This window comes from Solwaraspora sp. WMMA2056 (assembly GCF_030345095.1).
In the GTDB taxonomy this organism is placed as follows: Bacteria; Actinomycetota; Actinomycetes; order Mycobacteriales; family Micromonosporaceae; genus Micromonospora_E.
The window spans coordinates 3,045,896-3,069,956 of the sequence record NZ_CP128360.1; the positions used below are offsets into that span (position 1 = coordinate 3,045,896).

Sequence of the window (24,061 nt, forward strand, 5' to 3'; positions counted from 1 at the left end):
TCGTACTATACTTTGTCCTCAATCTGACGAAAGGCGCCTTGCTCGCGAAACTCGCTGGCGTCCCTGTCGGGGCCGCGCGGTAGCGTCGTGGCCGTGACTGAACGGGGTAACGGGCCACTCATCCACGCACGCGGTCTGGTCAAGCGGTTCGGGACGTTCACCGCAGTCGCCGGCATTGACGTCGACGTCGCGCCCGGCGAGGCGTTCGGCTTTCTGGGGCCGAACGGCGCCGGCAAGAGCTCCACCATGCGGATGGTGGGCTGCGTCTCCCCGCCCAGCGGCGGCATTTTGCGAATCCTCGGGATGGATCCGCAGCAGGACGGCCTGGCGATCCGGGCCCGGCTCGGCGTCTGCCCGCAGCTGGACAACCTCGACCAGGAACTGACGGTACGGGAGAACCTGGTCAGTTACGCCCGCTACTTCCAGATCCCGCGACCGGTCGCCCGGCGCCGCGCCGACGAACTGCTCGACTTCGTGCAGTTGCGCGACCGGTCGGGTAGCAAGGTCGAGCCGCTGTCCGGCGGCATGAAACGCCGACTCACCATCGCCCGTGCCCTGGTCAACGAGCCGGACATCGTGCTGCTCGACGAGCCGACCACCGGGCTGGACCCACAGGCCCGGCACCTGGTGTGGGAGCGACTGTTCCAGCTCAAGCAACGGGGCGTCACGCTGGTGCTGACCACGCACTACATGGACGAGGCCGAGCAGCTCTGCGACCGACTGGTGGTGATGGACGGCGGTCGGATTGTCGCCGAGGGCTCGCCGCGGGACCTGATCACCCGCTACTCCAACCGTGAGGTGGTCGAACTCCGGTTCCCGACCGACGACCAGGACAGCTTCGCCGGCAAACTGGGCGGAATCGCCGAACGGACCGAGGTGCTGCCGGACCGGATCCTGACCTACACCGGCGACGGCGACGGGGCGCTCAACGAGGTGTACCGCCGTGGGCTGGCACCGAACAGCGCGTTGATCCGGCGCAGTAGTCTGGAGGACGTCTTCCTGCATCTCACCGGCCGGACCCTGATCGACTAGAATCGGCCGGGCATGATCGCGCAGACCGACCGGCTGTCACTACGCCGCTTCACCATCGACGACCTGCCACTGCTCGTCGAGCTGGACAGTGACCCCGAGGTGATGCGGTACCTTACCGGAGGCAGACCGACCCCGGCCGAAACCGTACGCCGCGAGGTCCTGCCCGCGATCCTGCGTGACTATCTGCGCTTTCCGGGCTTCGGCAAGTGGGCCGCCATCGAGCGCTCCAGCGGTGCCTTCATCGGCTGGTTCGCGCTGAAGCCGGCCGTCGCCGGTCCGGCTGTCACCGGTCCCGCCGACGGTGTGGTCAACGGCCGCAGTGGTCGGCTGGCGATCACCGAGGTGGAGCTCGGGTACCGACTGCGACGCGCCTCCTGGGGCCGGGGGTACGCCTCGGAGGGTGCCCGAGCACTGCTGCGGATGGCGTTCGATCACCCGACCGTCGACCGGGTATTCGCCGAGACGATGGCGGTCAACGTCGCCTCGCGGCGGGTGATGGAAGCGGCCGGATTGCGCCTGGCCCGCTGCTTCCACCTGCAGTGGGACGATCCGATCGAGGGCGTCGAGCACGGCGAGGTCGAATACGAGGTGCGCCGGATCGACTGGGCGGAGCGCGCCGCGGCGCCGGCGATCGAGCGTAACCGCCTACACTGACGGCGGGAGTCCCGGTCGGCGATCGGTCCGTGTGACGCCCTGGAAGCCCTGCCGATCCGTGACTTCGGCCTGGCGGCGCCGCGTCTGACCCGGTCCACCGCACGCTTCGAGCCGTACCCCGCCATTCTCGTGCCTTCCACCACGGGCGACACCGAGCGGTAGTGGTTGGCCGCTGGGCAGGCGCTGCAACGGGTGCTGTTGCTGACCACCGTCGAGAACCTGGCGACCATCCCGGGCGGCGGACCCGGGAGACGGAAATACCGGTGAGGATGTCCCGCCGTCGCCGTAGAGTACGCCGGGCCGGTAGGTCTCGGGCGGTCGTTCCGGGGCGTCGTTTCCACGATGTCGTACCCGGGCGGTACAACATCGGCCGGGGCGCGGGCCCGGAGCTTGTTCGGGCCGGCGTCGAGCGTCCTGGAAGCCAACCTGACCGCCTACCGGCGGACCTGGCGGTCGTCGGTCTTCTCGTCGTTCCTGCTGCCGCTGTTGACGGTGCTCAGCTTCGGTGTGGGGGTGGGAGTCTACGTCGACCAGGGGGTCGGCGGGTTCAGCTATCTCGACTGGATCGTCCCCGGTCTGATCGCTTCCACCGCGTTGCAGGTGGCCATCGGGGAGTCCTCCTGGCCGGTGCTGGGCGGGTTCACCTGGCAACGGACCTACTACTCGCAGATAGCCGCTCCGCTACGGATCGCCGACATCGTCGGTGGGTTGCTCGCCTTCGTCCTGCTGCGGGTGCTGGCGAGTGCCGTGGCCTTCGTCGCGGTGGCCGCCGCGTTCGGTGCGCTGCACTCGGGTTGGGCGGTGCTGACCCTGCCGGTGGCCATGCTGCTCGCGGCGGCCGTCGCCCTGCCGGTGGCCGCCTTCGCGGCCACCATCCGCAGCGACAGCTACATGGTCATCGTGTTCCGGTTCGCGGTCATTCCGATGACCCTGTTCGCCGGGGTGTTCTTCCCGGTGGAGTCGCTGCCGGTGACAGTGCGCTGGCTGGCGTACCTGTCGCCGCTCTGGCACGGGGTCGACCTGTGCCGGGCGGCCTCGCTCGGCATCACGCCCGCCTGGTCCGTCCCCGGGCATCTCGGCTACCTGAGCCTCTGGGCGGCGGCCAGGTGGTGGCTGGCAGTCACCCGGTTCCGCAAGCGTCTGATCCACTAGAGGAGGCAACAGTGGTGACCCTCGTCCTGCCGCAGATGCTCGGGGTCGGCGCGGCCGTGCGGCGGGCCGGGTCGGTGATGGAGCGCAACGCGGCCGCCCTGAAGTCCACGTACTGGGTGGTGATGATCTTCGGGGTGGTCGAGCCGTTGCTCTACCTGTTCTCGATCGGTGTCGGCGTGGGCCGGCTGATCGGGGACATCACCCGGCCGGGCAGCGGGGCCGTCATCGGGTACGCAGCGTTCGTCGCCCCAGCGATGCTCGCCGCCTCGGCGATGACCGGCACGTTGTCGGAGACGACGTTCAACTTCTTCGCCAAGATGAAGTTCGTCAAGCTCTACGACGGGATCCTGGCCACCCCGGTCCGCCCGACCGAGCTGGCCTTCGGTGAGCTCGGCTGGGCGATGGCGCGGGGCAGTATCTATTCGGCAACCTTCCTGCTGGTGATGGTCGTGATGGGGCTGACGACGGTCCCCCGGGCGCTGCTGGCGTTCCCGGCCGCGATCCTGGTCGGGTTCGCCTTCGGCGGGCTCGGCATGGCGCTGTCCACCTACATGCGCAGCTGGCAGGACTTCGACCTGATGGGCTCGGCCCAGTTCGCGGTCTTCCTGTTCTCCGGGACGTTCGTGCCGGCCGAGGCGTACCCGTCGGTACTGCGCTGGCTGGTCGAGCTGACCCCGCTGTACCGGTCGGTCCACCTGATCCGGGCGATCGCCGTGGACACTGTCGGGTGGATGCAGTTGGTCGATGTCGGCTATCTCGTCGCGGTGACGGTGCTCGGGCTGACCGTCGCCGGGCGTCGGGTAGGTCGGCTGCTCTGCAACTGACGTCCTGGAGGCACCCTTCTGCGACAATCATCGATCTAACTAGGTCCTGTCGTACAGACTTCTGGCTGGTAGAAGACAAAGCCATCGGTAGTTCACCTGAAAGTTTGGCTCGTCGGGGTCTTTCTTTCCTCTGGTCTCTGGAGTTAATGTCTGCTCCAGACGTAACACCAGCGACACAGCGTCGTCAACGCCGGTCGCGACCAGGGCCACCAGGCCCGAGCTGTCACCCGCCAGGGGCGTGGCGGTGACAGCTGCGGTTCGGGTCGGTGCCGCGACTGCGGCACCGACCCGAACCCACCCATCCGAACCCCCGCCCCGGGGTCGTGCGTTTCGGCGGCGTGCGGCTCCGTACACCCCGACCCTCCTCACTCGTCATCGGCGGCTCTGTGAGCCGCTGCAGAAAGGTGGACAGAATGGACGAGGTGCTACGCCGCAACGGGCAACTCTCGCCACCCAATCCGGCGCTCACCCGCCGCAACATCCTCGCCGCATCGGCCGGCGCCGCCGCCGTGCTCGGTGCAGCCGGGCTGCCGGTGCTGCAGACCAGCCGTCCGGCCCGGGCCGGCGGCGGCTGGTCCGTGGACCCGCTGATCCCCGAGCAGAACCGGGGCATCATCCTCTACTCGGTCCGGGACCGCATCCGGGCTGCCCCGGACGACAGCGGCGTGCCGTACGGCTTCGAGCGGGTCCTGGCCCGCCTGGCGGAACTCGGTTACAAGGAGATCGAGTTCGCTGGTTACACCCAGAGCGAGGAGATCCTCGGCCGGCAGATCACGCCGACCGAGATCCGCAAGATCCTGGACGACAACGGGTTGGTCGCCAACGGCTGCCACGTGTCGATCCGGGCGGACACCTTCCAGGAGCAGCTGGACATCGCCGAGGAACTCGGCATGAAGAACATCGGCACCGGCAGCGACCCGACCCGCAGCGACTACCAGTCGGACTGGGACGAGGCCGCTGACCTGTGGAACGAGCTCGGCCGGCAAGCCCGGGAACGCAAGATGCGGCTCTACACCCACAACCATGACGCTGCGTACAACTTCCTGCTCGACTCCGGCCCGCTGGACGAGCAGGGACGGCCGACCCGGTCGTCCGGTGTCCGCAAGCTCGAGTACTTCATGGCCAAGACCGACGCGAAGTACGTCTACTTCGAGATGGACATCTACTGGGGCTACGTCGCCCGGCACAAGCACCACACGTTCATCAACTCGGCTGGTCGGGAGCGGACCCGGGTGTTCGACCCGATCCTGACCGTGGCCCGTCGGCCCCGGCGGTTCCCGCTGTTCCACGCCAAGGACGGCGCCAGGAGCCCGGAGCAGAGCAACGGCTACGAGATGACGCCGATGGGCGACGGCGACATCAACTTCCAGCAGTTCTTCCAGACCATCGGGCACTACGACTTCCACCACGCCAACTGGGAGCAGGACACCGCTCCCGGTGGATCGGAGAACCCGGGTCAGTCGCTGGAGTTCGCCGAGCGCAGCTACCAGCACATGTCGGAGCTGACCGTCTACAGCCAGAGCGAGTGATCCACCGGTCGCCCGCCACCCGGCACGGCGGCCACTGATCCAACCGCGTGAACCGGCCGGGGTGCCGACCGCCGCCGCGGCGGCGGTCGGCACCCCGGTTCCGCGTGTCCGGGTTCCGCACTCGTTGAGCGAGGGTCGATCCGTCGATCCCTCGTGCCCTGAACCAGATACATCGGACCAGGTCAACCCCTGTTCGAGCATGCTTCACCAACTTCTGTCACGATCAGAAAAAGTTTTGCTTCAGCGGACCGAAACTCTGGACACAAGACTGAGAAGACTCTTAGTGTTTCGGTCACGACACGCCGAGGTCGCCTCGGTGTTAACTCACTGTCGGAGGTGGACCCCATGCGTACGGCGGATCCTCTGCACCTCCAGCTGCTGCGACTGCTGCGGGACAACGGACCGGTCTCCCGGGCCGAGCTCGCCGACCAGCTGGAGATTCCCCGCCCTCGCCTGCTGTCCGAGTTGGAGCGGCTGGTCGCCTCCGGCTTCGTGACCGAGGCAGGGATGGCCGCCTCACGGGGCGGGCGCCGTTCGACCCTGGTCGAGCTCAACCCGGACCTGCGGTTCGCCGCGATCGACCTGGGCGCCAGCTCGGTCGACGTGGAGATCACCAACGGCCGGCTGGAGCCGGTGGCCGCGTACACCGAACCGGCCGACATCCGGCAGGGGCCGAAAGTCATCCTGCACCGGATCAACGAGTTGCTCGCCAAGGCCCGGGTCGAAGGGGTGCACGAGCGCCTCGATGCCATCGGCATCGGGGTGCCCGGACCGGTCAGCTACCGCGACGGGGTGCCGGTGTCCCCGCCGATCATGCCGGGTTGGGACCGCTTCCCGGTCCGCGAGCTGCTCACCCGGGAGCACGGCTGCCCGGCGGTGGTCGACAACGACGTCAACATCATGGCGATCGGGGAGCGGCACGGTGGTGTCGCCCACTCGGTCGACGACTTCCTCTTCGTCAAGCTGGGCACCGGGGTCGGGTGCGGCATCTACCTCTCCGGCGAGGTCTACCGGGGCATCGACGGCTGCGCCGGGGACATCGGCCACATCCAGGTCGACCCGCAGGGGCCGATGTGCACCTGCGGCAACGTCGGCTGTCTGGAGGCGCTGTTCAGCGGTGCCGCGCTGGGCAAGGAGGCGGCGGTCGCCGCCCGCGCCGGCACCTCGCCGGCGCTGGCCGAACGGCTCACCCAGCGGTCCGAACTCACCGCCCGCGACGTAGCGGAGTGCGCCATGGAGGGCGACGTGACCTGCATCCGTCTGATCCGCGACGGAGGACGACGTCTCGGCGGCGTCCTCGCCGGCCTGGTCAGCTTCGCCAACCCGTCGATGATCGTGATCGGTGGCGGGCTGGCCCACCTCGGGCACATTCTGCTCGCCGAGATCCGTAGCGTCGTCTACCGGCGGTCGCTGCCGCTGGCCACCGGCAACCTGCCGGTGGTCCTGTCCGAACTGGGTGCGCGCGCCGGGGTCACCGGCGCCGCCGTACTCGCCAGCGACGTCGCCTTCGAGCAGGCGTCGTGAGCGCCGTCGAGCCCGTCGACGGGCAGCCGACCGACGTCGCACCGGACACCTCGGACGCCGCCACCGCCACCCCGACGGTCCAGGCGGGCGGCGACGTGGTCCTGCGGCTGACCGACGTCGTGAAGACCTTCCCCGGCGTACGGGCCCTCGACGGCGTCCAGCTGGAGGTCCGGGCCGGCGAGGTGCACTGCCTGCTCGGGCAGAACGGTGCCGGCAAGTCCACTCTGATCAAGGTGCTGGCCGGGGTGCACCGCCCCGATTCCGGCCGGGTCGAGTGGCAGGGGCAGCCGGTCCGCTTCGCCAACCCGCAGGCGGCGATGCGGGCCGGGATCGCCACCATCTACCAGGAACTCGACCTGGTCGACGACCTGTCGGTGGCGGAGAACGTCTTCCTCGGTCACGAGCCGCGGACCGCCGGGTTCGTCCGCCGTGGTCAGATGGTCCGACGTACCCGGGAGATCCTCGACCGGCTGGGGCACGGCGAGATCCCGCCCCGGCGCATGGTCCGGTCGCTGCCGGCTGCCGGCAAGCAGGTGGTCAGCATGGCGCGTGCGCTGTCGCACGAGGCGAAGCTGATCATCATGGACGAGCCGAGCGCGGTGCTGGCCCACGACGAGGTCGACAACCTGTTCCGGATCATCCGGGAACTCACCGCCCAGGGGATCGCCGTCATCTACATCTCGCACCGGTTGGAGGAGATTCGCGAGATCGGTGACCGGGTCACCGTCCTCAAGGACGGCCGCACCACGGCGCAGAACCTGCCGGCGCAGAACACCCCGACCCGTGAGCTGGTCAGCCGGATGACCGGCCGGTCCATCGAGTACGTCTTCCCGCAGCGCGAGCCCAACTCACACGGTGAGCAGCTGCTGGAGGTCGCCGGCCTGAGCCGCGCGGGGGAGTTCCAGGACGTGTCGCTGACCGTCCGGCGCGGCGAGATCGTCGGTATCGCGGGGCTGGTCGGTTCCGGCCGGTCCGAGCTGCTCGAAACGATCTTCGGAGCGCGTACCGCACAGTCCGGGACCGTCCGGATGGCCGGCCGGGCAGTCCGGCCCGGCAGCGTCGGCGCGGCCGTGCGGGCCGGCATGGGCATGGCTCCGGAGGAGCGCAAGAGCCAGGCGTTGCTGCTCGGCGAACCGATCTTCCGCAACATGACCCTTGCAACGTTCGCGCAGCTGTCCCGGGTCGGCTTCACCGACTCCGGGCGGGAGGTCGCCGAGGCCGAGCGGGTCGCCGCGTCGCTTGAACTGCGGCCGCCGGGGGTGTACCGGCCGGTGCGGCAACTCTCCGGCGGCAACCAGCAGAAGGTGGTGGTCGGCCGGTGGTTGCTCGGCGACACCCGGCTGCTGCTGCTCGACGAGCCGACCCGGGGGGTCGATGTCGGTGCCCGCGCCGAGCTGTACCAGGTGATCCACGACCTGGCCGCGCAGGGCGTCGGGGTCCTGCTGGTCTCCAGCGAGGTCCCCGAGGTGCTCGGTCTGGCCGATCGGGTCCTGGTGATGCGGGAAGGTCGCGTCATCCGGGAGGCACCGGCGGGCGAGATCGATGAGGAGACCGTGCTCGACCTCGTCATGGCGGGGTCGTTGATGGAAGGCGCCGCGGCGTGACCGGGCGACCCGACCAGTTGGCCAGCGGCCAGCCGGTGAGCGAAGGAGTAGGACTGTGACCGCGGACGAGGCCACGGCAACCGTACCCGGTAAGGAGAAGCCGGCAGCGTCGCCGGCGCACGGCACGGACGCACCACCCCGGCAGAGCTGGTGGCGCTCGGACGCCAGTGAGTACGCCCGACGCAACCTGTGGCTGGTCGGAGTCCTCGTCGTGCTGGTCGTCATCGGTGCCGCCACCCGACCCGACCTCTACAGCGACCCGACCTGGGTCCGCAACAACATCTTCACCATCCTGCAGCAGGCCTCCGCGATCGGCGTGGTCACCGTCGGGATGACCTTCGTGATCATCGCCGGCGGCATCGACCTGTCGGTCGGCGCGATCATGGCGTTGGCCGGCGTCTGGGCGACCACTGTGGCCACGCAGAGCTACGGTGCCGGCGGAATGATATTCACCGCGGTGGTCGTCGGGCTCTGCGTCGGCCTGGTCAACGGGATCCTGATCTCGTACGGCCGGCTGGTGGCCTTCATCGCCACCCTGGCCATGATGGTGGCCGCCCGTGGCCTGGCCGCACTCATCTCCGGCAAGCAGACGCAGGTCTCCACCTCGTCGACGATCAACGGCATGGCCACGGAGCGGATCTTCGGTATCCCGCTGCTGGTGATCATCCTTGGCGGGGTGGTCGCCGCCGGCTGGGTGCTGCTCAACCGCACCACCTTCGGCCGTCGGACGGTCGCCATCGGCGGCAACCCGGAGGCCGCCCGGCTCGCCGGGATCAACGTCCGGCTGCACACCCTTATGATCTACGGACTCTCCGGACTGTGCTGCGGCATCGGGGCGATCATGCTGACCGCCCAGGCGAACTCGGCCCAGGCCGCCATGGCCAACATGTACGAACTCGACGCGATCGCCGCAGCGATCATCGGTGGCACGCTGCTCACCGGCGGCCGCGGCACCATCATCGGCGCCCTCTTCGGGGTGCTGGTCTTCTCCACCATCACCAATCTGTTCGCCATCAACGGCCTCTCCACCGAATCCCAGAACATGATCAAGGGCGGGATCATCGTGGCGGCCGTGCTCATCCAGCAGTTCCGGTTCAACTCGCTCAGTCAGCTGTTGACCCGAAAACCGGCCTGACCCGGCCCGGGTAACGCCGCTTCCGATCCACCACCGAACACGGTGACCGTCGCTCGCGACGGCCGCCGGGATCCGCACACCCCGATAACCCCTCCACCTTCCGATCCAGGAGGTCGTCATGACCGCACTGTCCCGCCGGGCTCTGTTCGGCGCCCGCGGCGCCGCCGACTCGTCCCGTCGCCGGCTGCTCATCGGCGGTGCCGCCGTCGGTGCCGGCGTGCTGCTGTCCGCGTGCACCAGCAACGAGGCCGCGCCGACCAACACCCAGACCCAGGCCGCCAACCAGGGCAACCCCAACTCCGAACCCGGTGAGACGGTCACCATCGGCTTCTCCGCACCGGCGGCCGACCACGGCTGGCTCGCGGCGATCACCAACAACGCCCGGGCCCAGGCCGAGGCGTACTCCGACGTGGAGTTCCTCACGGTCGAAGCCGGCGCCGACGCCGCCGCTCAACGGGCCGCGCTGGACACGCTGATCTCGCAGAGCCCGGACGTCATCGTGATGCTGCCGCACGACGGAGCCGAGCTGACCGCGAGTGGCCTGCAGGCCATGGAGGCCGGCATCCCGGTGGTCAACCTGGACCGGGCGTTCACCCAGGCGCTCGCCTACCGCACCCAGATCAAGGGCGACAACTACGGCATGGGCGTGTCGGCGGGCAACTACATCGCCGCCCAGATGCAGGAGAAGGGCATCGCCAACCCGGTGATCGCCGAGATCGCCGGGATCGACGCGCTGGAGCTGACCCAGGAGCGGTCCGCCGGTTTCAAGGACGCCCTCGAGGTGCACGGCTTCACCGTCGCCAACCGGCGGGCGGCCGAGTTCACCGCCGACTCCGGCCAGCGCGAGGCGGCCAACCTGCTGCAGGCCCTGCCAGAAATCGACGCCATCTGGAACCACGACGACGACCAGGGCATCGGGGTACTGGCTGCGATCAGCCAGGCCAACCGGTCGGAGTTCATCATGGTCGGCGGTGCCGGTTCGCGGGCGGCGATGGAGGCGATCCAGGCCGACGACAGCGTGCTGAAGGCGACCGTCACCTACAGCCCGTCGATGGCCTCCTCGGCGATCTCGCTCGCCCGCCTGATCGCACAGGGCCGGGGCATGTCCGACCTGGTCGAGCTGCAGGTGCCCAAGGAGATCATCCTGGCCTCGGAGACCATCACCAAGGAGAACGCGAGCGAGTACCTGCCGCTCGGGTTCTGACCTGCAACGGGGAGGCTTACCTTGTCCGCTGAACACAACGAACTGCGGGTCGGCATGATCGGCTATGCGTTCATGGGCGCCGCGCACTCGCAGGCCTGGCGAACCGTGAACCGGGTCTACGACCTGCCGGCGTGGGTCCGGATGACCGCAGTGTGCGGCCGGGACGAGTCCAAGGTGGCCGAGGCCGCCGACCAACTCGGCTGGGAGTCGTACACCACCGACTGGCGGGCGCTGATCGCCCGGGACGACATCGACGTGGTCGACATCTGTACGCCGGGTGACAGCCACGCCGAGATCGCCATCGCGGCACTCGCCGCCGGCAAGCACGTGCTGTGCGAGAAGCCACTGGCCAACACGGTGGCCGAGGCGCAGCAAATGGCCGACGCGGCTCGGGCCGCCCGGGCCGGCGGCGTCCGGTCGATGTGCGGATTCAACTACCGGCGGGTGCCGGCGGTGACGTTGATGCGTCAACTCGTCGCCGACGGCCGGATCGGAACGATCCGGCACGTGCGGGCGGTGTACCTGCAGGACTGGATCCTCGATCCGGACTTTCCGTTGGTCTGGCGGTTGCAGAAGGACAAGGCGGGTTCCGGGGCGCTGGGTGACATCGGTGCGCACATCATCGACGCCACCCAGTTCGTCACGGGTCAACGGATCGCCCGGGTGAGCGGGCTGACCGAGACGTTCGTCAAGCGGCGGCCACTGCCAGCCGGTTCCAGCGGGCTTTCCGCTTCGGCCGGCGGCGGGTCCGCAGACGACGCCGAACCGGCCACCGGCGAGGTCACCGTCGACGACGCCGCGCTGTTCATGGCCCGGCTCGACGGCGGGGCGGTGGCCAGCTACGAGGCGACCCGCTTCGCCACCGGACGCAAGAACGGGTTGCGGATCGAGATCAACGGCTCGCTCGGGTCGGTCGCGTTCGACTTCGAGCGGATGAACGAACTGGAGTTCTTCGACGCCACCCGGCCCGCGGCCGAGCAGGGCTTCACCCGCATCATCGTGACCGAACCGGAGCACCCGTACCTGTCCGCTTGGTGGCCGCCCGGCCACGGCATCGGGTACGAGCACTCCTTCACCCACCAGGCCCGTGACTTCGTCGCGGCGCTGGCGGCCGGAGACGATCCGACACCGTCCTTCGACGACGCACTCCAGGTCCAGCAGGCGCTGGCCGCGGTGGAGGAGTCGGCCGGGCTCGGCGAATGGGTCACCGTGGATCCGGCGAATACCACGGCACCGGTTTGATCGGCTCGACCTTCGTCGAGAGGTCTGGAAACCGAGACTCCTCGTCCCGTGGGCGAGGGTCGCCCGGCGCGGTTGCGCCCCGCGCCGGGTGATCCGCGGGTACGAGGACGGCTCGTCCGGCGTGACCGGATCGGGATTCCCCGGTCACGCCGGACGGCCAGCAGGGCGTACCAGAAGACTCTGGCGGACGTGGCACCGCGCCAGGGGTGAGGCACCAACCGTCACTGTCCGTCCACAACGGAATCAGTGCCCACGGTGAGGCATGAGCCTCCCGAACCCCCGGAGGAACGACTGATGAGTAGATCCGCCCGGCGATGGCTTGCCGTCGCCGCGGGTGCGGCACTCGCCGCACCCATGATCACCACCGCGCCAGCGGTAGCCCACGACGGCCACGAGCACCACGACGACTACCAGGTGCTGGTCTACACCCACAGCGAGGAGGCGGCCCAGCCGTCGACCGCCAAGGGTGTCAACGCCATCCGTACCCTCGGCAAGAACAACGGCTTCACTATCGACGTGTCCCGCAACGGGACCAGCTTCACCAGTGAGAACCTCGCCAACTACGCGGCAGTGGTGTTCATCAACAACACCGGTGACGTGCTCGACGACGCGCAGCAGGAAGCGTTCGAGGACTACATCAAGGCCGGTGGCGGGTACCTCGGCGTGCACCTCGCGGTGGACGCCGAGCCGGACTGGGCCTTCTACCGTGGCCTGGTAGGCACCACCTCGACCGGCACCACCGCCAACGGTGCCGGTGTCATCGACGTCGCTGACCGCTACCACCCGTCCACGGCGAAGATGCCCCGCGAAGTGATCGTCGAGGACGAGTACCTCAACTACACCGGCAACGTCCGGGGTGTGCAGCACGTGCTGGCCAGCGTCGACCCGACGTCGCTGGACGGCAGCAGCATGGGTGCCGACCACCCGATCTCCTGGTGCCAGGACTACCAGGGCGGCCGGTCCTGGTACACCGGTCTCGGCGCGTCGGCGGACACCTTCACCATCGGGGCGGTCCGCAAGCACCTGCTCGGTGGCATCGAATGGGCTGCGGGCATCGCCGAGGGCGACTGTGGCGCGACCGTCGAGTCGAACTACGAGCGGGTCGTGCTCAACGACCAGCCCGGTGAGCCGATGACACTCGCGGTGCTGCCCGACGGGCGGGTGCTGCACAACACCCGCGCCGGGGAGATCCGCCTGTACGACCCGGCGACCGGGGCCAGCCCGGTCATCAACAACCTCGACGTCTACCAGCACGACGAGGACGGCCTGCAGTCGGTGACCCTGGACCCCAACTTCGCGGAGAACAAGTGGGTCTACCTCTACTACGCGCCACCGCTGGACACTCCGGTGGACGACCCGGCCACCCCGGGGGTCAACGAGGGCGACGCACCGGCCAACAGTGACGACCCGAGCGTCTGGGAGCCGTTCAAGGGCTACAACCTGCTCTCCCGGGTCAAGTTCGTCGAAGAGCCGACCCCGCACCTGGACATGTCGACCGAGCAGGAAATCATCAAGGTCGACGTCGACCGCGGGGCGTGCTGCCACGTGGCCGGCGAGGTCAAGTTCGACGGTCGGGGCCTGCTCTACCTCGTCACCGGCGACGACACCAACGCCAGTGGCTCGGACGGCTACACCCCGATCAACCGGTCGGCCACTCGGGGTCCGGCCTATGATGCCGCGCGCTCCTCGGCCAACACCAACGATCTGCGGGGCAAGGTGCTGCGGATCCGCGTCAAGGACGACGGTAGCTACAGCATCCCGGCCGGCAACCTGTTCCGGGAGTCGCAGGACGTCGATGACAAGACCCGTCCGGAGATCTTCCTGATGGGCCTGCGCAACCCCTTCCGGTTCGACGTCGACGACCGTGGCTTCGTTTACATCGGTGACTACTCGCCGGACTCGCGCAACCCGGACCCGCAGCGGGGCCCGGAGGGCACCGGCCGGTGGTTCGCGACCAAGACCGCAGGTAACTACGGCTGGCCGTACTGCTACTCGCCGACCCTGCCGTACGTCGACTACGACTTCGAGACGGAGACCTCAGGCGAGCCGTTCAACTGCGCCGCGCCGATCAACGACTCGCCGCGCAACACCGGTCTGAGTGTGCTGCCGCCGGTGGAGCAGCCGCAGTTCTGGTACACGTTCAACGCCACCACCACCTGCCGGGACAGCTACCTGGTCGACCCGGTCGGCAGCTGTGACTTCCAGTGGCCGGTGATCGGCACCGGCGGTGTCGGTCCGATGGGCGGCCCGATCTACAAGTACGACGAATCGCTGGAGTCGGAGTACAAGCTGCCGGCGTACTACCACGACACGGTGTTCTTCGGCGAGTTCAGCCGGGACCGGATGTTCAACATGCGGACCAACGGCAGCGGCAAGTTCTTCGGTGTCGAGGCGTTCCTACCCGGCTTCACCTTCGACAACCCGATGGACATGGAGATCGGCCCGGACGGCACGCTGTACGTGCTGGACTACGGTGACGGCTTCTTCCGGGCCAACCCGGATGCCTCGCTGTACCAGATCCGGTACGTCAAGGGCACCCGCGGTCCGGTCGCCGAGCTCGACGCGAGCCCGACGTCCGGGCAGGCCCCGTTGACCGTGCAGTTCTCCAGCGAGGGTTCGTTCAGCCCCGAGGTGGGCGAGACGATCAGCATCGCCTGGGACTTCGACGGGGACGGCACCACCGACTCCACCGAGGCCAACCCGTCGTACACCTACACCAGCAACGGCGTGTACTACGCCCAGCTGACGGTGAGCGACTCGACGGGTAAGCAGGCGACGCTCAGCCGCACCATCACGGTCGGCAACACCGCTCCGACGGTGGAGGTCACCCTCCCGGTGTCCGGTTCCTTCTTCAACTGGGGCGACACGGTGCCGTACGCGGTGACCGTCACCGACCCCGAGGACGGCAGCATCGACTGTGACCGGGTGGAGGTCACCTTCGTACTCGGCCACGACGAGCACGGCCACCCGCAGACCAGCACCACCGGCTGCACCGGTACCTTGCCGACCCCGGCCGACGGTGCCGACCACGCTGGTAGCTACCTGTTCGGCGGCATCAGCGCCCGCTACACCGACCTGGGCGGCGGCGGCCAGCCGGCGTTGACCACAGTCGGCCAGGCCACTATCCAGGTCTACCAGCAGCAGGCCGAGTACGCCCAGATCAAGCAGGGCGTCGAAACCTCCAACACCACCGACACCGGCGGCGGCCTGCACGTGTCCAGCATCGACGGCGACGACTACATCGCCTTCGATCCGATCAACCTCGACGGGATCGAGTCGCTGACCCTGCGGCACAGCCGAGGCTCCTCGTCGACCGTGGGTAACCCCCAGGCGATCGTCGAGGTGCGGGTCGACGCGCCGGACGGACCGTTGGTGGCCAGCACCACGCTGAACGCCACCTCCGGATCGCGTGACTGGACCAGTCACGACGTCGCGATCGACCACCCGGCCGGGACACACCAGCTCTACCTGGTGTTCCGGACGGTGGACGGTGGTCCCGACAGCAACCTGGTCTACCTCAACTGGGTGCAGTTCAACCCGGCGAGCTGACCCCGGCCCGCGCCGCCGGGACCCGAACGGATCCCGGCGGCGCGGGTGACAACCCGGTAACTGCCGGGGGCGGGCGCACCAGCCGCCCCCGGCCAGGGACCACCAGCACGACCGCGGACCGACGTACCTGCCGGCCCGCACGCACGGCCAACGCGGGGGAGACAGGGCCGAACGCCGAACGTCCCTGTCTGCCACTGCCCCGTCCGTCCGGTCGACCGGGCCCGGCGACGGCGTCGTTGACGCCGACTTCGGTGCCGTCGACGGTGGTGCCACCCTGGCGCGCCCGGACGGACGGGGCCTCATCTGAATCGGCGGGGTCAGCTGACCCATCGCAGGACGAACCGCCGGCGGCGGGGGTTTGGAGGCAGGAATGCGAACCGGAGTCTGGCTGATCGGAGCCCGCGGCTCGGTCGCGGTCACCAGCATCGTCGGCGCGTTGGCACTGCGCGCCGGGCTGGCGGACGCCACCGGATGTGTCACGGAGCTGCCGCCGCTGCGCGGCCCGGCCCTGCCGGGCTTCGCCGACCTGGTCTTCGGCGGCCACGACATCGCCGCGACGCCACTGGTCAAGAAGGCCGACGCGCTGGCCAGCGCCGGAGTCGTACCGGTCCGGCTGGTCACCGCGCTGCACACCGAGCTGGCCGGGATCGAACCGCAGATCCGACCGCTGCCGGCCCTGGCCACCCAGGCCGAGACGGCGGCGGCCATCACCGCCGACCTGACCGGCTTCCGGGACCGGCACCAACTCGACCAGGTCGTCGTCGTCAACGTCTCCACCACCGAGCCGGCGCCGCCACCGCACCCGGCACATCAGCGCCTCGACGCGCTGGTCGAGGCGCTGGCCGGGCCGGAGCCGGTGCTGCCACCGAGCGCGCTCGCCGCGTACGCGGCACTGCAGGCCGGCTGCGGCTACGTCGACTTCACCCCGTCGACCGGCGCCCGGCTGCCCGCCCTCGCCGAACTGGCCCGGCAACGCTCGGCGCCGTACGCCGGGCACGACGGCAAGACCGGCGAGACACTGGTCAAGGCGGTGCTCGCGCCGATGTTCGCGCTACGCAACCTGCAGGTACGCAGCTGGTCCGGCAGCAACCTGCTCGGCGGCGGCGACGGCGCCAACCTGGCCGAGCCGGCGGCCAACGCCGCCAAATCGGCCAGCAAGCAGCGGGTGCTCGCCGAGATCCTCGGCTACCAGCCGCAGGGCCACACCCGCATCGAGTACGTCGACGACATCGGTGACTTCAAGACCGCCTGGGACCTGATCACCTTCTCCGGCTTCCTCGGCACCGCCATGCGGATGGAGTTCACCTGGCACGGCTGTGACTCGGCGCTGGCCGCCCCGTTGGTGCTGGACCTGGCCCGGCTGACCGCCGCGGCGCAGCACGCCGGACGCAGCGGACCCCTGCCCGAGCTGGGCTTCTTCTTCAAGGATCCGATCGGCGACGGCCCGCACGCCCTGGGCGATCAGTGGCGGGTGCTCGTCGAGTTCGTCGCCGACCTGCAGGACCGGGCGGCCGACGCCGGCGGGGCACGCTGATGTCGGTACGGTGGCGCGACCTCGCCGAGCTGGTCCGGGCGCCGGCGGCGTTGTCCGTACCGGGTGACGTGGTGGCCGGCGCGGCCGCCGCCGGTGGGCTCGGACCGCGTACCGCCGGCCTGGCCGGCGCGTCGGTCTGCCTCTACTGGGCCGGCATGGCCGCCAACGACTGGGCCGACCGGGAGCTCGACGCGGTCGAACGGCCGACCCGGCCGATCCCGTCCGGCCGGGTCGCGCCGGGCACCGCGCTCGCCGTCGCGGCCGGGCTCACCACCGCCAGCCTCGCGGTGACCGCCGCCGTCGGTGGCCGTCGGGCTCTCGCCGTCGGGGTGCCGTTGACCGCCGCCGTCTGGGCGTACGACCTGTGGGCCAAGAACACCGCCGCCGGGCCGGCGGTGATGGCGACCTGCCGGGGCCTGGACGTGCTGCTGGGGGCCGCCGGGTCCGGCCGGCTGCGGCCGGCGCTGCCCGCCGCGCTGGCGGTCGCCGCGCACACCTACACCGTCACCGAGCTGTCCCGCAGTGAAGTCAGTGGGGCCGACCCCCGGCTGCCGGCGGCGACGATCGCCGGCACCGCCGCGATCGCCGTGGCCGCCGTCGCACCGGCGGTCCGGCGACCCGCAGCGCCCGGGTCCGCAGCGGCAGGATCCACATCGGCCGGGGCCGGGCGCTGGTGGCGCGCGGCGGTCACCGCCGGCCTCGCCGGCTGGTACGCGGCCCGTTACGGTGCCGCGCAGGCGGCGGTGGCCCGCGATCCCGCACCGCACCAGGTGCAGGCCGCCGTCGGCGCCGGCATCGTCGGGCTGCCCGCCCTGCAGGGCGCGCTCACCGCCCGGTCGGCGGCGACGGCCACCGGCGCGGCGACCCTGGTCGGGCTCGCCGTGGCCGCCGCCGCACCGCTGGGCCGGCGGCTGGCCCGCCTGGTGTCGCCGACATGAGCGCCGACCCGAGCGCCGCCCTCAGCGTCGACCCGAGCGTCGACACGTTGGCCGGGCTGCGGTTCGGCTACGGTACCAACGGTTTCGCCAACCACCGGTTGACCGACGCGCTGGCCCTGCTCGCCGACCTCGGCTACCAGGGCGTCGCCCTCACCCTCGACCACGACCACCTCGACCCGTACGCCCCCGATCTGCCCGCCACGGTGACCCGGGTCGCCGACCGGCTGCGTGACCTGGGCCTCGCGGTGGTCGTCGAGACCGGCGCGCGGTACCTGCTCGACCCGTGGCACAAGCACGCCCCGACCCTGCTGCACGACGCGGCCGCGCACCGGATCGACTTCCTGCGCCGGGCCGTGGCGATCGGCGCCGACCTCGGCGCGGAAGCGGTCTCCTTCTGGTCCGGGGTACGCCCGGCCGAGGTCGACGACGCCACCGCCTGGCAACGGCTGGTCGCTGGCTGCGCCTCCGTGGTCGACGCCGCCGACACCGCCGGCGTCACCCTCGGCTTCGAACCCGAACCCGGCATGCTGGTGGCCGACATCGCCGACTGGCGGCGGCTGCGTACGGCACTCGGTGATCCGGCGCGGTTCGGCATCACCCTCGACATCGGGCACTGCCGTTGCCTGGAGCCGCTGCCGGTGCCGCAGTGCGTCACCGAGGTGGCCGCGCACCTGGTCAACGTTCAGATCGACGACATGCGCCGGGGCGTACACGAGCATCTCGAGTTCGGCACCGGCGAGATCGACTTTCCGCCGGTGCTGGCCGCCCTCGGCGCGGCCGGCTACCGGGGCCTGGTCGCCGTCGAACTGCCCCGGCACTCGCACGCCGCCCCGGCGGTCGCCGCCCACTCCATCGAGTTTCTCCGTGCCGCCCAGCGCCGGGCCCTCGCCGGCACCGGCACCCGCGCGGCAGCCGGCACCGCCGCAGAGGCCGGCACCATCGCCGGCACCCGTGACGAAGGAGGCAAGTCGTGAACCAGCCCACCGCGACCGCCGACCCCACCACCGTCGTGGCGCGACTCGTCGCCGCGCTGCACGACGTACCCGATCCGGACTGGCTCGCGCAGGCGCGGACCCGGATCGTGGCCGACCCGGCCGCCCTGCCGACGCTGTTCGCCGCGGTCGGCCGCCGCTGCGGCCGTGCCGACCTGGCCGGCGCGCCCGGCTGGAGCGCCGACGTCGCCGCCCGGGCGGTGCTGCTGGCCGATCTGGCCACCGTCACCGACGCGCAGACGCTGGCCGTCGCGGTGACCGACTGCTACCAGTACGGCGATGCCGCCGAACGCCGGGCGGTGCTCACCGCACTGCCGTTGCTGCCGATCGGTGACCGGGCGGTGCCGCTGCTGCACGACGCGATCCGTACCAACGACACCCGCCTGCTGGCCGCCGCGCTCGGCGACTACGCCCGCCACCTGGACCAGCCGGCGTGGCGGCAGGCGGTGCTGAAGTGCGTCTTCACCGGGGTGCCGCTGGCCGCCGTGCACGACCTCGACGCCCGCGCCGACGCCGAGCTGCTGATCATGCTGACCGGACTGCACGACGAACGGGTCGCCGCCGGCCGGGCCCTGCCCGACGACGCGCTCGCCCTGCTGCGGCGACTGGAATCCGCCGCAGCGGACACGACCACCCGACAGGAGGGGTGAATGCGCATCTTCGACCCGCACATCCACATGACCTCGCGGACCACCGACGACTACCAGGCAATGGCCGACGCCGGGGTCCGTGCCCTGGTCGAACCGGCGTTCTGGCTCGGCCAGCCGCGCACCAACGTCGGCTCCTTCGTCGACTACTTCGACTCCCTGCTGGGGTGGGAACCGTACCGGGCCAGCCAGTTCGGCATCCGGCACTTCGCCACGCTGGCGTTGAACCCGAAGGAGGCCAACGACCCCCGCTGCACGGGTGTGCTCGACGTGCTGCCCCGCTACCTGGTCAAGGACGGGGTGGTCGCGGTCGGTGAGATCGGCTACGACTCGATGACCCCGGCCGAGGACGAGGCGTTCGCCGCCCAGTTGGCGTTGGCCCGCGCGCACGAGCTGCCGGCCATGGTGCACACCCCGCACCGGGACAAGGCCCGGGGCACCGAACGGACCCTCGCGGTGGTCGCCGAGTCCGGCATCGCACCCGGCCGGGTCGTCGTCGACCACCTCAACGAGGTGACGGTCGGGCTGGTCAAGGAGTCGGGCTGCTGGATGGGTTTCTCGATCTACCCGGAGACCAAGATGTCCCCGCCGCGAATGGTCGAGATCCTCAAGCAGTACGGCCCGGAGCGGATCCTGGTCAACTCGGCCGCCGACTGGGGCCGCTCCGACCCGCTGCTGACCCGCAGGACCGGCGAGGCGATGCTGGCCGCCGGCTTCAGCGACGACGACGTCGACCGGGTGCTGTGGCGCAACCCGGTGGAGTTCTACGGCCAGTCCGGTCGGCTGGACCTGGGCGACGTCGTCGCCCCCGCGCCGACCTTCGAAGGCAGTTCGATCATGCGCGGTGGTGGCTGATGCGGCTCTCCGACCGGCACCGCCGTACGGTCCACCTCAGCTACTGCACCAACGTGCACCCGGCCGAGGACCTCGCCGGGGTGCTCGACCAGCTCGACACGTACGCGGTGCCGGTCCGCGCGCAGCTGGCCGCCGACCCGCTCTGCCTCGGACTGTGGCTGGCCGCGCCGGCCGCCGCCGCGCTGAACGCCGACCCGGCGGCCCGCCGCCGGCTGCGGGCCGCGCTCACCGACCGGGGCCTGGAAGTGGTCACCCTCAACGGATTCCCGTACGAGGCGTTCCAGGCGCCGGTGGTCAAACACGCCGTCTACCACCCGGACTGGGCCGACCCGCGTCGGCTCGACTACACGTTGGCGCTGGCCCGGATCCTCGCCGACCTGATGCCCGACGACGCCGAGCGCGGCTCCATCTCCACCCTGCCGTTGGCCTGGCGCGAGCCGTGGGACCGCGACCGGGCCGACGCCTGCGCCCGGATGCTGGACCGGTTGGCCGCCGGACTGGCCGACGTCGAACGGGAGACCGGCAGGGCCGTCCGGGTCGGCTTCGAACCCGAACCGGGCTGCGCCGTGGAGACCACCGCCCAGGCCGCGCAGCTGCTGGCCGGCGTCGACACCGACCGGCTCGGCGTCTGCGTCGACCTGGCTCACCTGGCCTGCGCATGGGAGGAGCCGGTCGCTGCGGTCGGCCGGCTGCGGGCCGCCGGGCTGCCGGTGGTCAAGGTCCAGGTGTCGGCCGCGCTGGAGGTCACCGACCCGGTCCGCGACCGGTCCGCGATCGCCGGGTACGTCGAACCACGGTTCCTGCACCAGACCCGGTCGGGTGTTGCCGGGGCGACCGACGATCTCGATGCCGCACTCGACGCCGCGCTGCCCGGCCCGTGGCGGGTGCACTACCACGTGCCGCTGCACGCCGCGCCGGTCGCGCCACTGGCCGCAACGATGCCGCAGCTGCGAGCCGGTCTCGCCGCGGTCGTCGACGGCACCGACTGCGACCACTTCGACGTGGAGACCTACACCTGGGGGGTGCTGCCGCAAGGGCAACGCCCCAGCGGGCCGGCGCAGCTCGCCGCCGGGATCGCCGCCGAGCTCGCGCAGGCCCGCGACGAACTGGTCGCGCTCGGCCTGGACGCCCGCACCCGTACCGCCGCCGGATCGGAGGCCACATGAACCCGCTGCTCGTGCTCGACGTGGTCGGGCTGACCCCCCGGCTGCTGCGCCACATGCCCCGGCTCGCGGCGCTGGCCGACACCGGTTTCCAGGCCGAACTCGGCACCGTCCTGCCGGCGGTCACCTGCTCGGTGCAGTCGACGTTCCTCACCGGTGAGACGCCGGCCGGGCACGGCATCGTCGGCAACGGCTGGTACTTCCGCGACCTCGGTGAGGTGTTCCTGTGGCGCCAGCACAACGCCCTGGTCGGCGGGGAGAAGCTGTGGCACGCCGCCCGCCGGGTCCGCCCCGAATACACGGTGGCGAACATCTGCTGGTGGTACGCCATGGGTGCGGACGTCAACTGGACGGTCACGCCCCGGCCGATCTACCACGCCGACGGGCGCAAGGACCCGGACTGCTACACCGACCCGCCGGAGCTGCACGACGAGTTGACCGGCCGGCTCGGCACGTTCCCGCTCTTCTCCTACTGGGGTGCGGGTGCCGGCCTGGTGTCGTCGGAGTGGATCGCGAAGGCGACCCGGCAGATCATGGCCGACCATTCGCCGGACCTGACCCTGGCGTACCTGCCGCATCTTGACTACGACCTGCAACGGTACGGCGGCGACGGTCCGCACGCGCAGCGGGCGGCGGCCGAACTCGACGCGGTGCTCGCCCCGCTGCTGGACGCGGCGGCGGCGCGCGGCACGACCGTGGTGGCGTTGTCCGAGTACGGCATCACCGACGTGTCGCAGCCGGTGCACGTCAACCGGTTGCTGCGTGCCGAAGGTCTGCTGCGGGTCTACACCCAGGCCGGAATGGAGTACCTCGACCCGTGGACGTCGCGGGCGTTCGCCGTCGCCGACCATCAGATCGCCCACGTGTACGTACGGGATCCGGCCGACGTGCCGGCGGTGGCCGCGCTCTGCGCCGGGCTGCCCGGGGTGGCGCAGGTCCTCGACGCCGACGGCAAGGCGGCGGCCGGGCTGGACCATCCGCGCTCCGGCGAACTGGTGCTGGTCGCCGAGCCGCAGGCCTGGTTCACCTACTACTACTGGCGTGACGACGCGGCGGCCCCGGACTTCGCCCGGTTGGTGGAGATCCACCGCAAACCCGGCTACGACCCGGCGGAGCTGCTGTTCGACCCGGCCAATCCGGGCGCGGCGAAGGCGCGGGCGGCGATCGCCCTGGCCCGCAAGAAGGTCGGCCTGCGGTACACGATGAACGTGGTCGGACTGGACGCCGGCGCGCGGGCGGTCCGTGGCTCGCACGGCCGGCTGCCGGCCGATCCCGCCGACGGTCCGGTGCTGCTCTGCTCGGACCCGGCGGTGGCCCGTGACCGCGTCGCCGCCACCGAGGTCAAGTCGTTGCTGCTGGAGTTGGCCGGCCTCGGCGACGCGGTGCGTGCCCCGGCGACGGAGGCGGCCCGGTGACCGTCGCCCCGGCCCGCCCCGGCAGCGTGTCGCCGCTGCGGGCCCGGTGCGACGCGGAGTTGACGGCGTTCCTGGACCGGCAGGACCCGCACTGGCCGGACGGGGCACCGCGCGGGGTGTACGACACATTGCGCCGGTTCGTTCTGGTCGGCGGTAAGCGGCTGCGGCCCACGTTCTGCTACTGGGGGTGGCGCGGTGCCGGCGGCGCCGACTGCCGGGAGATCGTCGCGGCCGCCGCCGCGCTGGAGATCTTCCACGCGTTCGCGCTGATCCACGACGACATCATGGACGGCAGCGACTGCCGTCGGGGTGAGCCATCGGTGCACCGGGTCTTCGCCGACCTGCACACCCGGTCGGCCTGGCGGGGCGATTCCGGCCGGTACGGGCACAGTGCCGCGCTGCTCTGCGGTGACCTCTGCGCCGCGTGGGCGGACCAGATGTTCCACGAGTGTGGCCTCGACGCGGAGCAGATCCGGCGCGGCTACGCGGTCTTCGCCGGGATGCGCACCGAGGTGATCGCCGGTCAGTACCTGGACCTGGTCTCCGGTGTCGGCGACGGTTCGGTGGCCAGTGCGCTGACGGTAATCCGGATGAAAGCCGCCAGATACACGGTTACCCGACCATTGCAGATCGGTGCTGCCCTAGCTGGGGCTGGACCTGAACTGCTGGCCGCGTACGCTGCCTTCGGTGATCCACTGGGCGATGCCTTTCAGCTCCGCGACGACGTACTCGGGGTGTTCGGCGATCCCACGGTCACCGGCAAGTCGGTGCTCGACGATCTGCGAGAGGGCAAGTCGACGGTGATGATGGCGCTGGCCCGCAACATGGCGGACCGTGGTCAGACCGTGCGGCTGCGAGAACTGTTCGGCAACCCGGAGCTGGACGCCGCCGGGGCCGACGAGCTGCGCACGATCATCGTCGACACCGGGGCGCTTGAGGCGATCGAGCAGATGATCCGGATTCGTACCCAGGAAGCGGTGACCATTCTCGTCGATGCGTCGTTGACCCCCGAGACGCGTACGGAATTGACCGCCCTGGCTGAGTCGGTGGCTGAGCGGCAGCGCTGAC

19 protein-coding genes are annotated in these 24,061 nt (G+C 70.5%); all 19 read left to right on the plus strand.

The genetic code is table 11. The features are described from left to right. Window positions 1-93 precede the first annotated feature (93 nt). The 19 genes from O7608_RS13975 (at window position 94) to O7608_RS14065 (ending at window position 24,060) form a co-directional block, all read left to right on the plus strand. Entirely contained in the window at window positions 94-1,032 is a 939-nt protein-coding gene (locus O7608_RS13975) for an ABC transporter ATP-binding protein (RefSeq protein WP_289210377.1), read from the plus strand. A gap of 12 nt (window positions 1,033-1,044) precedes the next feature. Next, window positions 1,045-1,686, plus strand: coding sequence for a GNAT family N-acetyltransferase (locus O7608_RS13980; RefSeq protein ID WP_289210378.1), 642 nt, complete (start codon window positions 1,045-1,047; stop codon window positions 1,684-1,686). A gap of 342 nt (window positions 1,687-2,028) precedes the next feature. Next, window positions 2,029-2,838, plus strand: a complete 810-nt coding sequence (locus tag O7608_RS13985) for an ABC transporter permease (protein WP_421360021.1) — start codon at window positions 2,029-2,031, stop codon at window positions 2,836-2,838. Between the two features lie 11 nt (window positions 2,839-2,849). Continuing rightward, entirely contained in the window at window positions 2,850-3,662 is an 813-nt protein-coding gene (locus tag O7608_RS13990) for an ABC transporter permease (RefSeq protein ID WP_289210380.1), read from the plus strand. Window positions 3,663-4,075: 413 nt separating this feature from the next. Next, window positions 4,076-5,191 carry a sugar phosphate isomerase/epimerase family protein gene (locus tag O7608_RS13995; RefSeq protein ID WP_289210381.1) on the plus strand — a complete coding sequence of 372 codons (1,116 nt, stop codon included), beginning with the start codon at window positions 4,076-4,078 and terminating at the stop codon, window positions 5,189-5,191. A gap of 345 nt (window positions 5,192-5,536) precedes the next feature. Next, window positions 5,537-6,715, plus strand: a complete 1,179-nt coding sequence (locus tag O7608_RS14000; RefSeq protein WP_289210382.1) for an ROK family protein — start codon at window positions 5,537-5,539, stop codon at window positions 6,713-6,715. Between the two features lie 95 nt (window positions 6,716-6,810). Then, the gene (locus O7608_RS14005) at window positions 6,811-8,319 is read left to right on the plus strand and encodes a sugar ABC transporter ATP-binding protein (RefSeq protein ID WP_289210889.1); all 1,509 of its coding nucleotides are present in this window, start codon (window positions 6,811-6,813) and stop codon (window positions 8,317-8,319) included. 55 nt (window positions 8,320-8,374) lie between these two features. Continuing rightward, on the plus strand, window positions 8,375-9,454 hold the full coding sequence (locus tag O7608_RS14010) for an ABC transporter permease (RefSeq protein WP_289210383.1): 1,080 nt from the start codon (window positions 8,375-8,377) through the stop codon (window positions 9,452-9,454). Window positions 9,455-9,572: 118 nt separating this feature from the next. Next, entirely contained in the window at window positions 9,573-10,658 is a 1,086-nt protein-coding gene (locus O7608_RS14015) for a substrate-binding domain-containing protein (protein WP_289210384.1), read from the plus strand. Window positions 10,659-10,679: 21 nt separating this feature from the next. Further along, window positions 10,680-11,900 carry a Gfo/Idh/MocA family protein gene (locus O7608_RS14020; RefSeq protein WP_289210385.1) on the plus strand — a complete coding sequence of 407 codons (1,221 nt, stop codon included), beginning with the start codon at window positions 10,680-10,682 and terminating at the stop codon, window positions 11,898-11,900. A 294-nt stretch (window positions 11,901-12,194) separates the two neighbouring features. Beyond that, a complete protein-coding gene (locus tag O7608_RS14025; RefSeq protein ID WP_289210386.1) occupies window positions 12,195-15,449 on the plus strand; it encodes a ThuA domain-containing protein in 3,255 nt (1,084 codons plus the stop codon). 370 nt (window positions 15,450-15,819) lie between these two features. Next, complete coding sequence (locus O7608_RS14030) at window positions 15,820-16,983, plus strand: inositol-3-phosphate synthase (protein WP_289210387.1); 1,164 nt, start codon at window positions 15,820-15,822, stop codon at window positions 16,981-16,983. After that, complete coding sequence (locus O7608_RS14035) at window positions 16,983-17,921, plus strand: SCO3242 family prenyltransferase (RefSeq protein WP_289210388.1); 939 nt, start codon at window positions 16,983-16,985, stop codon at window positions 17,919-17,921. Before O7608_RS14030 ends, O7608_RS14035 begins: the two co-directional genes overlap by 1 nt. Further along, window positions 17,918-18,895 carry a sugar phosphate isomerase/epimerase family protein gene (locus tag O7608_RS14040; protein ID WP_289210389.1) on the plus strand — a complete coding sequence of 326 codons (978 nt, stop codon included), beginning with the start codon at window positions 17,918-17,920 and terminating at the stop codon, window positions 18,893-18,895. The genes O7608_RS14035 and O7608_RS14040 overlap by 4 nt, the downstream gene beginning before the upstream one ends. Further along, window positions 18,892-19,563 carry an EboA domain-containing protein gene (locus O7608_RS14045; protein ID WP_289210390.1) on the plus strand — a complete coding sequence of 224 codons (672 nt, stop codon included), beginning with the start codon at window positions 18,892-18,894 and terminating at the stop codon, window positions 19,561-19,563. Before O7608_RS14040 ends, O7608_RS14045 begins: the two co-directional genes overlap by 4 nt. After that, window positions 19,564-20,415 (plus strand): TatD family hydrolase, encoded by an 852-nt coding sequence (locus O7608_RS14050; protein WP_289210391.1) that lies wholly within the window; start codon window positions 19,564-19,566, stop codon window positions 20,413-20,415. Continuing rightward, window positions 20,415-21,581 carry a metabolite traffic protein EboE gene (eboE, locus tag O7608_RS14055; protein ID WP_289210392.1) on the plus strand — a complete coding sequence of 389 codons (1,167 nt, stop codon included), beginning with the start codon at window positions 20,415-20,417 and terminating at the stop codon, window positions 21,579-21,581. The genes O7608_RS14050 and eboE overlap by 1 nt, the downstream gene beginning before the upstream one ends. Continuing rightward, on the plus strand, window positions 21,578-22,993 hold the full coding sequence (locus O7608_RS14060) for an alkaline phosphatase family protein (RefSeq protein ID WP_289210393.1): 1,416 nt from the start codon (window positions 21,578-21,580) through the stop codon (window positions 22,991-22,993). The genes eboE and O7608_RS14060 overlap by 4 nt, the downstream gene beginning before the upstream one ends. After that, window positions 22,990-24,060: a polyprenyl synthetase family protein gene (locus O7608_RS14065; RefSeq protein WP_289210394.1), complete on the plus strand. Its 1,071-nt coding sequence runs from the start codon at window positions 22,990-22,992 to the stop codon at window positions 24,058-24,060. The genes O7608_RS14060 and O7608_RS14065 overlap by 4 nt, the downstream gene beginning before the upstream one ends. Window position 24,061 lies beyond the last annotated feature (1 nt).

Excerpts from the sequence above, each read along its gene's own strand:
- O7608_RS14050 (WP_289210391.1), top strand. The coding sequence starts at position 19,564 with ATGCGCATCTTCGACCCGCACATCCACATGACCTCGCGGACCACCGAC.
- O7608_RS14030 (WP_289210387.1), top strand. The coding sequence starts at position 15,820 with ATGCGAACCGGAGTCTGGCTGATCGGAGCCCGCGGCTCGGTCGCGGTC.
- O7608_RS14015 (WP_289210384.1), top strand. The coding sequence starts at position 9,573 with ATGACCGCACTGTCCCGCCGGGCTCTGTTCGGCGCCCGCGGCGCCGCC.
- O7608_RS14000 (WP_289210382.1), top strand. The coding sequence starts at position 5,537 with ATGCGTACGGCGGATCCTCTGCACCTCCAGCTGCTGCGACTGCTGCGG.
- O7608_RS13980 (WP_289210378.1), top strand. The coding sequence starts at position 1,045 with ATGATCGCGCAGACCGACCGGCTGTCACTACGCCGCTTCACCATCGAC.
- O7608_RS14025 (WP_289210386.1), top strand. The coding sequence starts at position 12,195 with ATGAGTAGATCCGCCCGGCGATGGCTTGCCGTCGCCGCGGGTGCGGCA.
- O7608_RS14060 (WP_289210393.1), top strand. The coding sequence starts at position 21,578 with ATGAACCCGCTGCTCGTGCTCGACGTGGTCGGGCTGACCCCCCGGCTG.
- O7608_RS13995 (WP_289210381.1), top strand. The coding sequence starts at position 4,076 with ATGGACGAGGTGCTACGCCGCAACGGGCAACTCTCGCCACCCAATCCG.
- O7608_RS14035 (WP_289210388.1), top strand. The coding sequence starts at position 16,983 with ATGTCGGTACGGTGGCGCGACCTCGCCGAGCTGGTCCGGGCGCCGGCG.
- eboE (WP_289210392.1), top strand. The coding sequence starts at position 20,415 with ATGCGGCTCTCCGACCGGCACCGCCGTACGGTCCACCTCAGCTACTGC.
- O7608_RS14040 (WP_289210389.1), top strand. The coding sequence starts at position 17,918 with ATGAGCGCCGACCCGAGCGCCGCCCTCAGCGTCGACCCGAGCGTCGAC.
- O7608_RS13985 (WP_421360021.1), top strand. The coding sequence starts at position 2,029 with ATGTCGTACCCGGGCGGTACAACATCGGCCGGGGCGCGGGCCCGGAGC.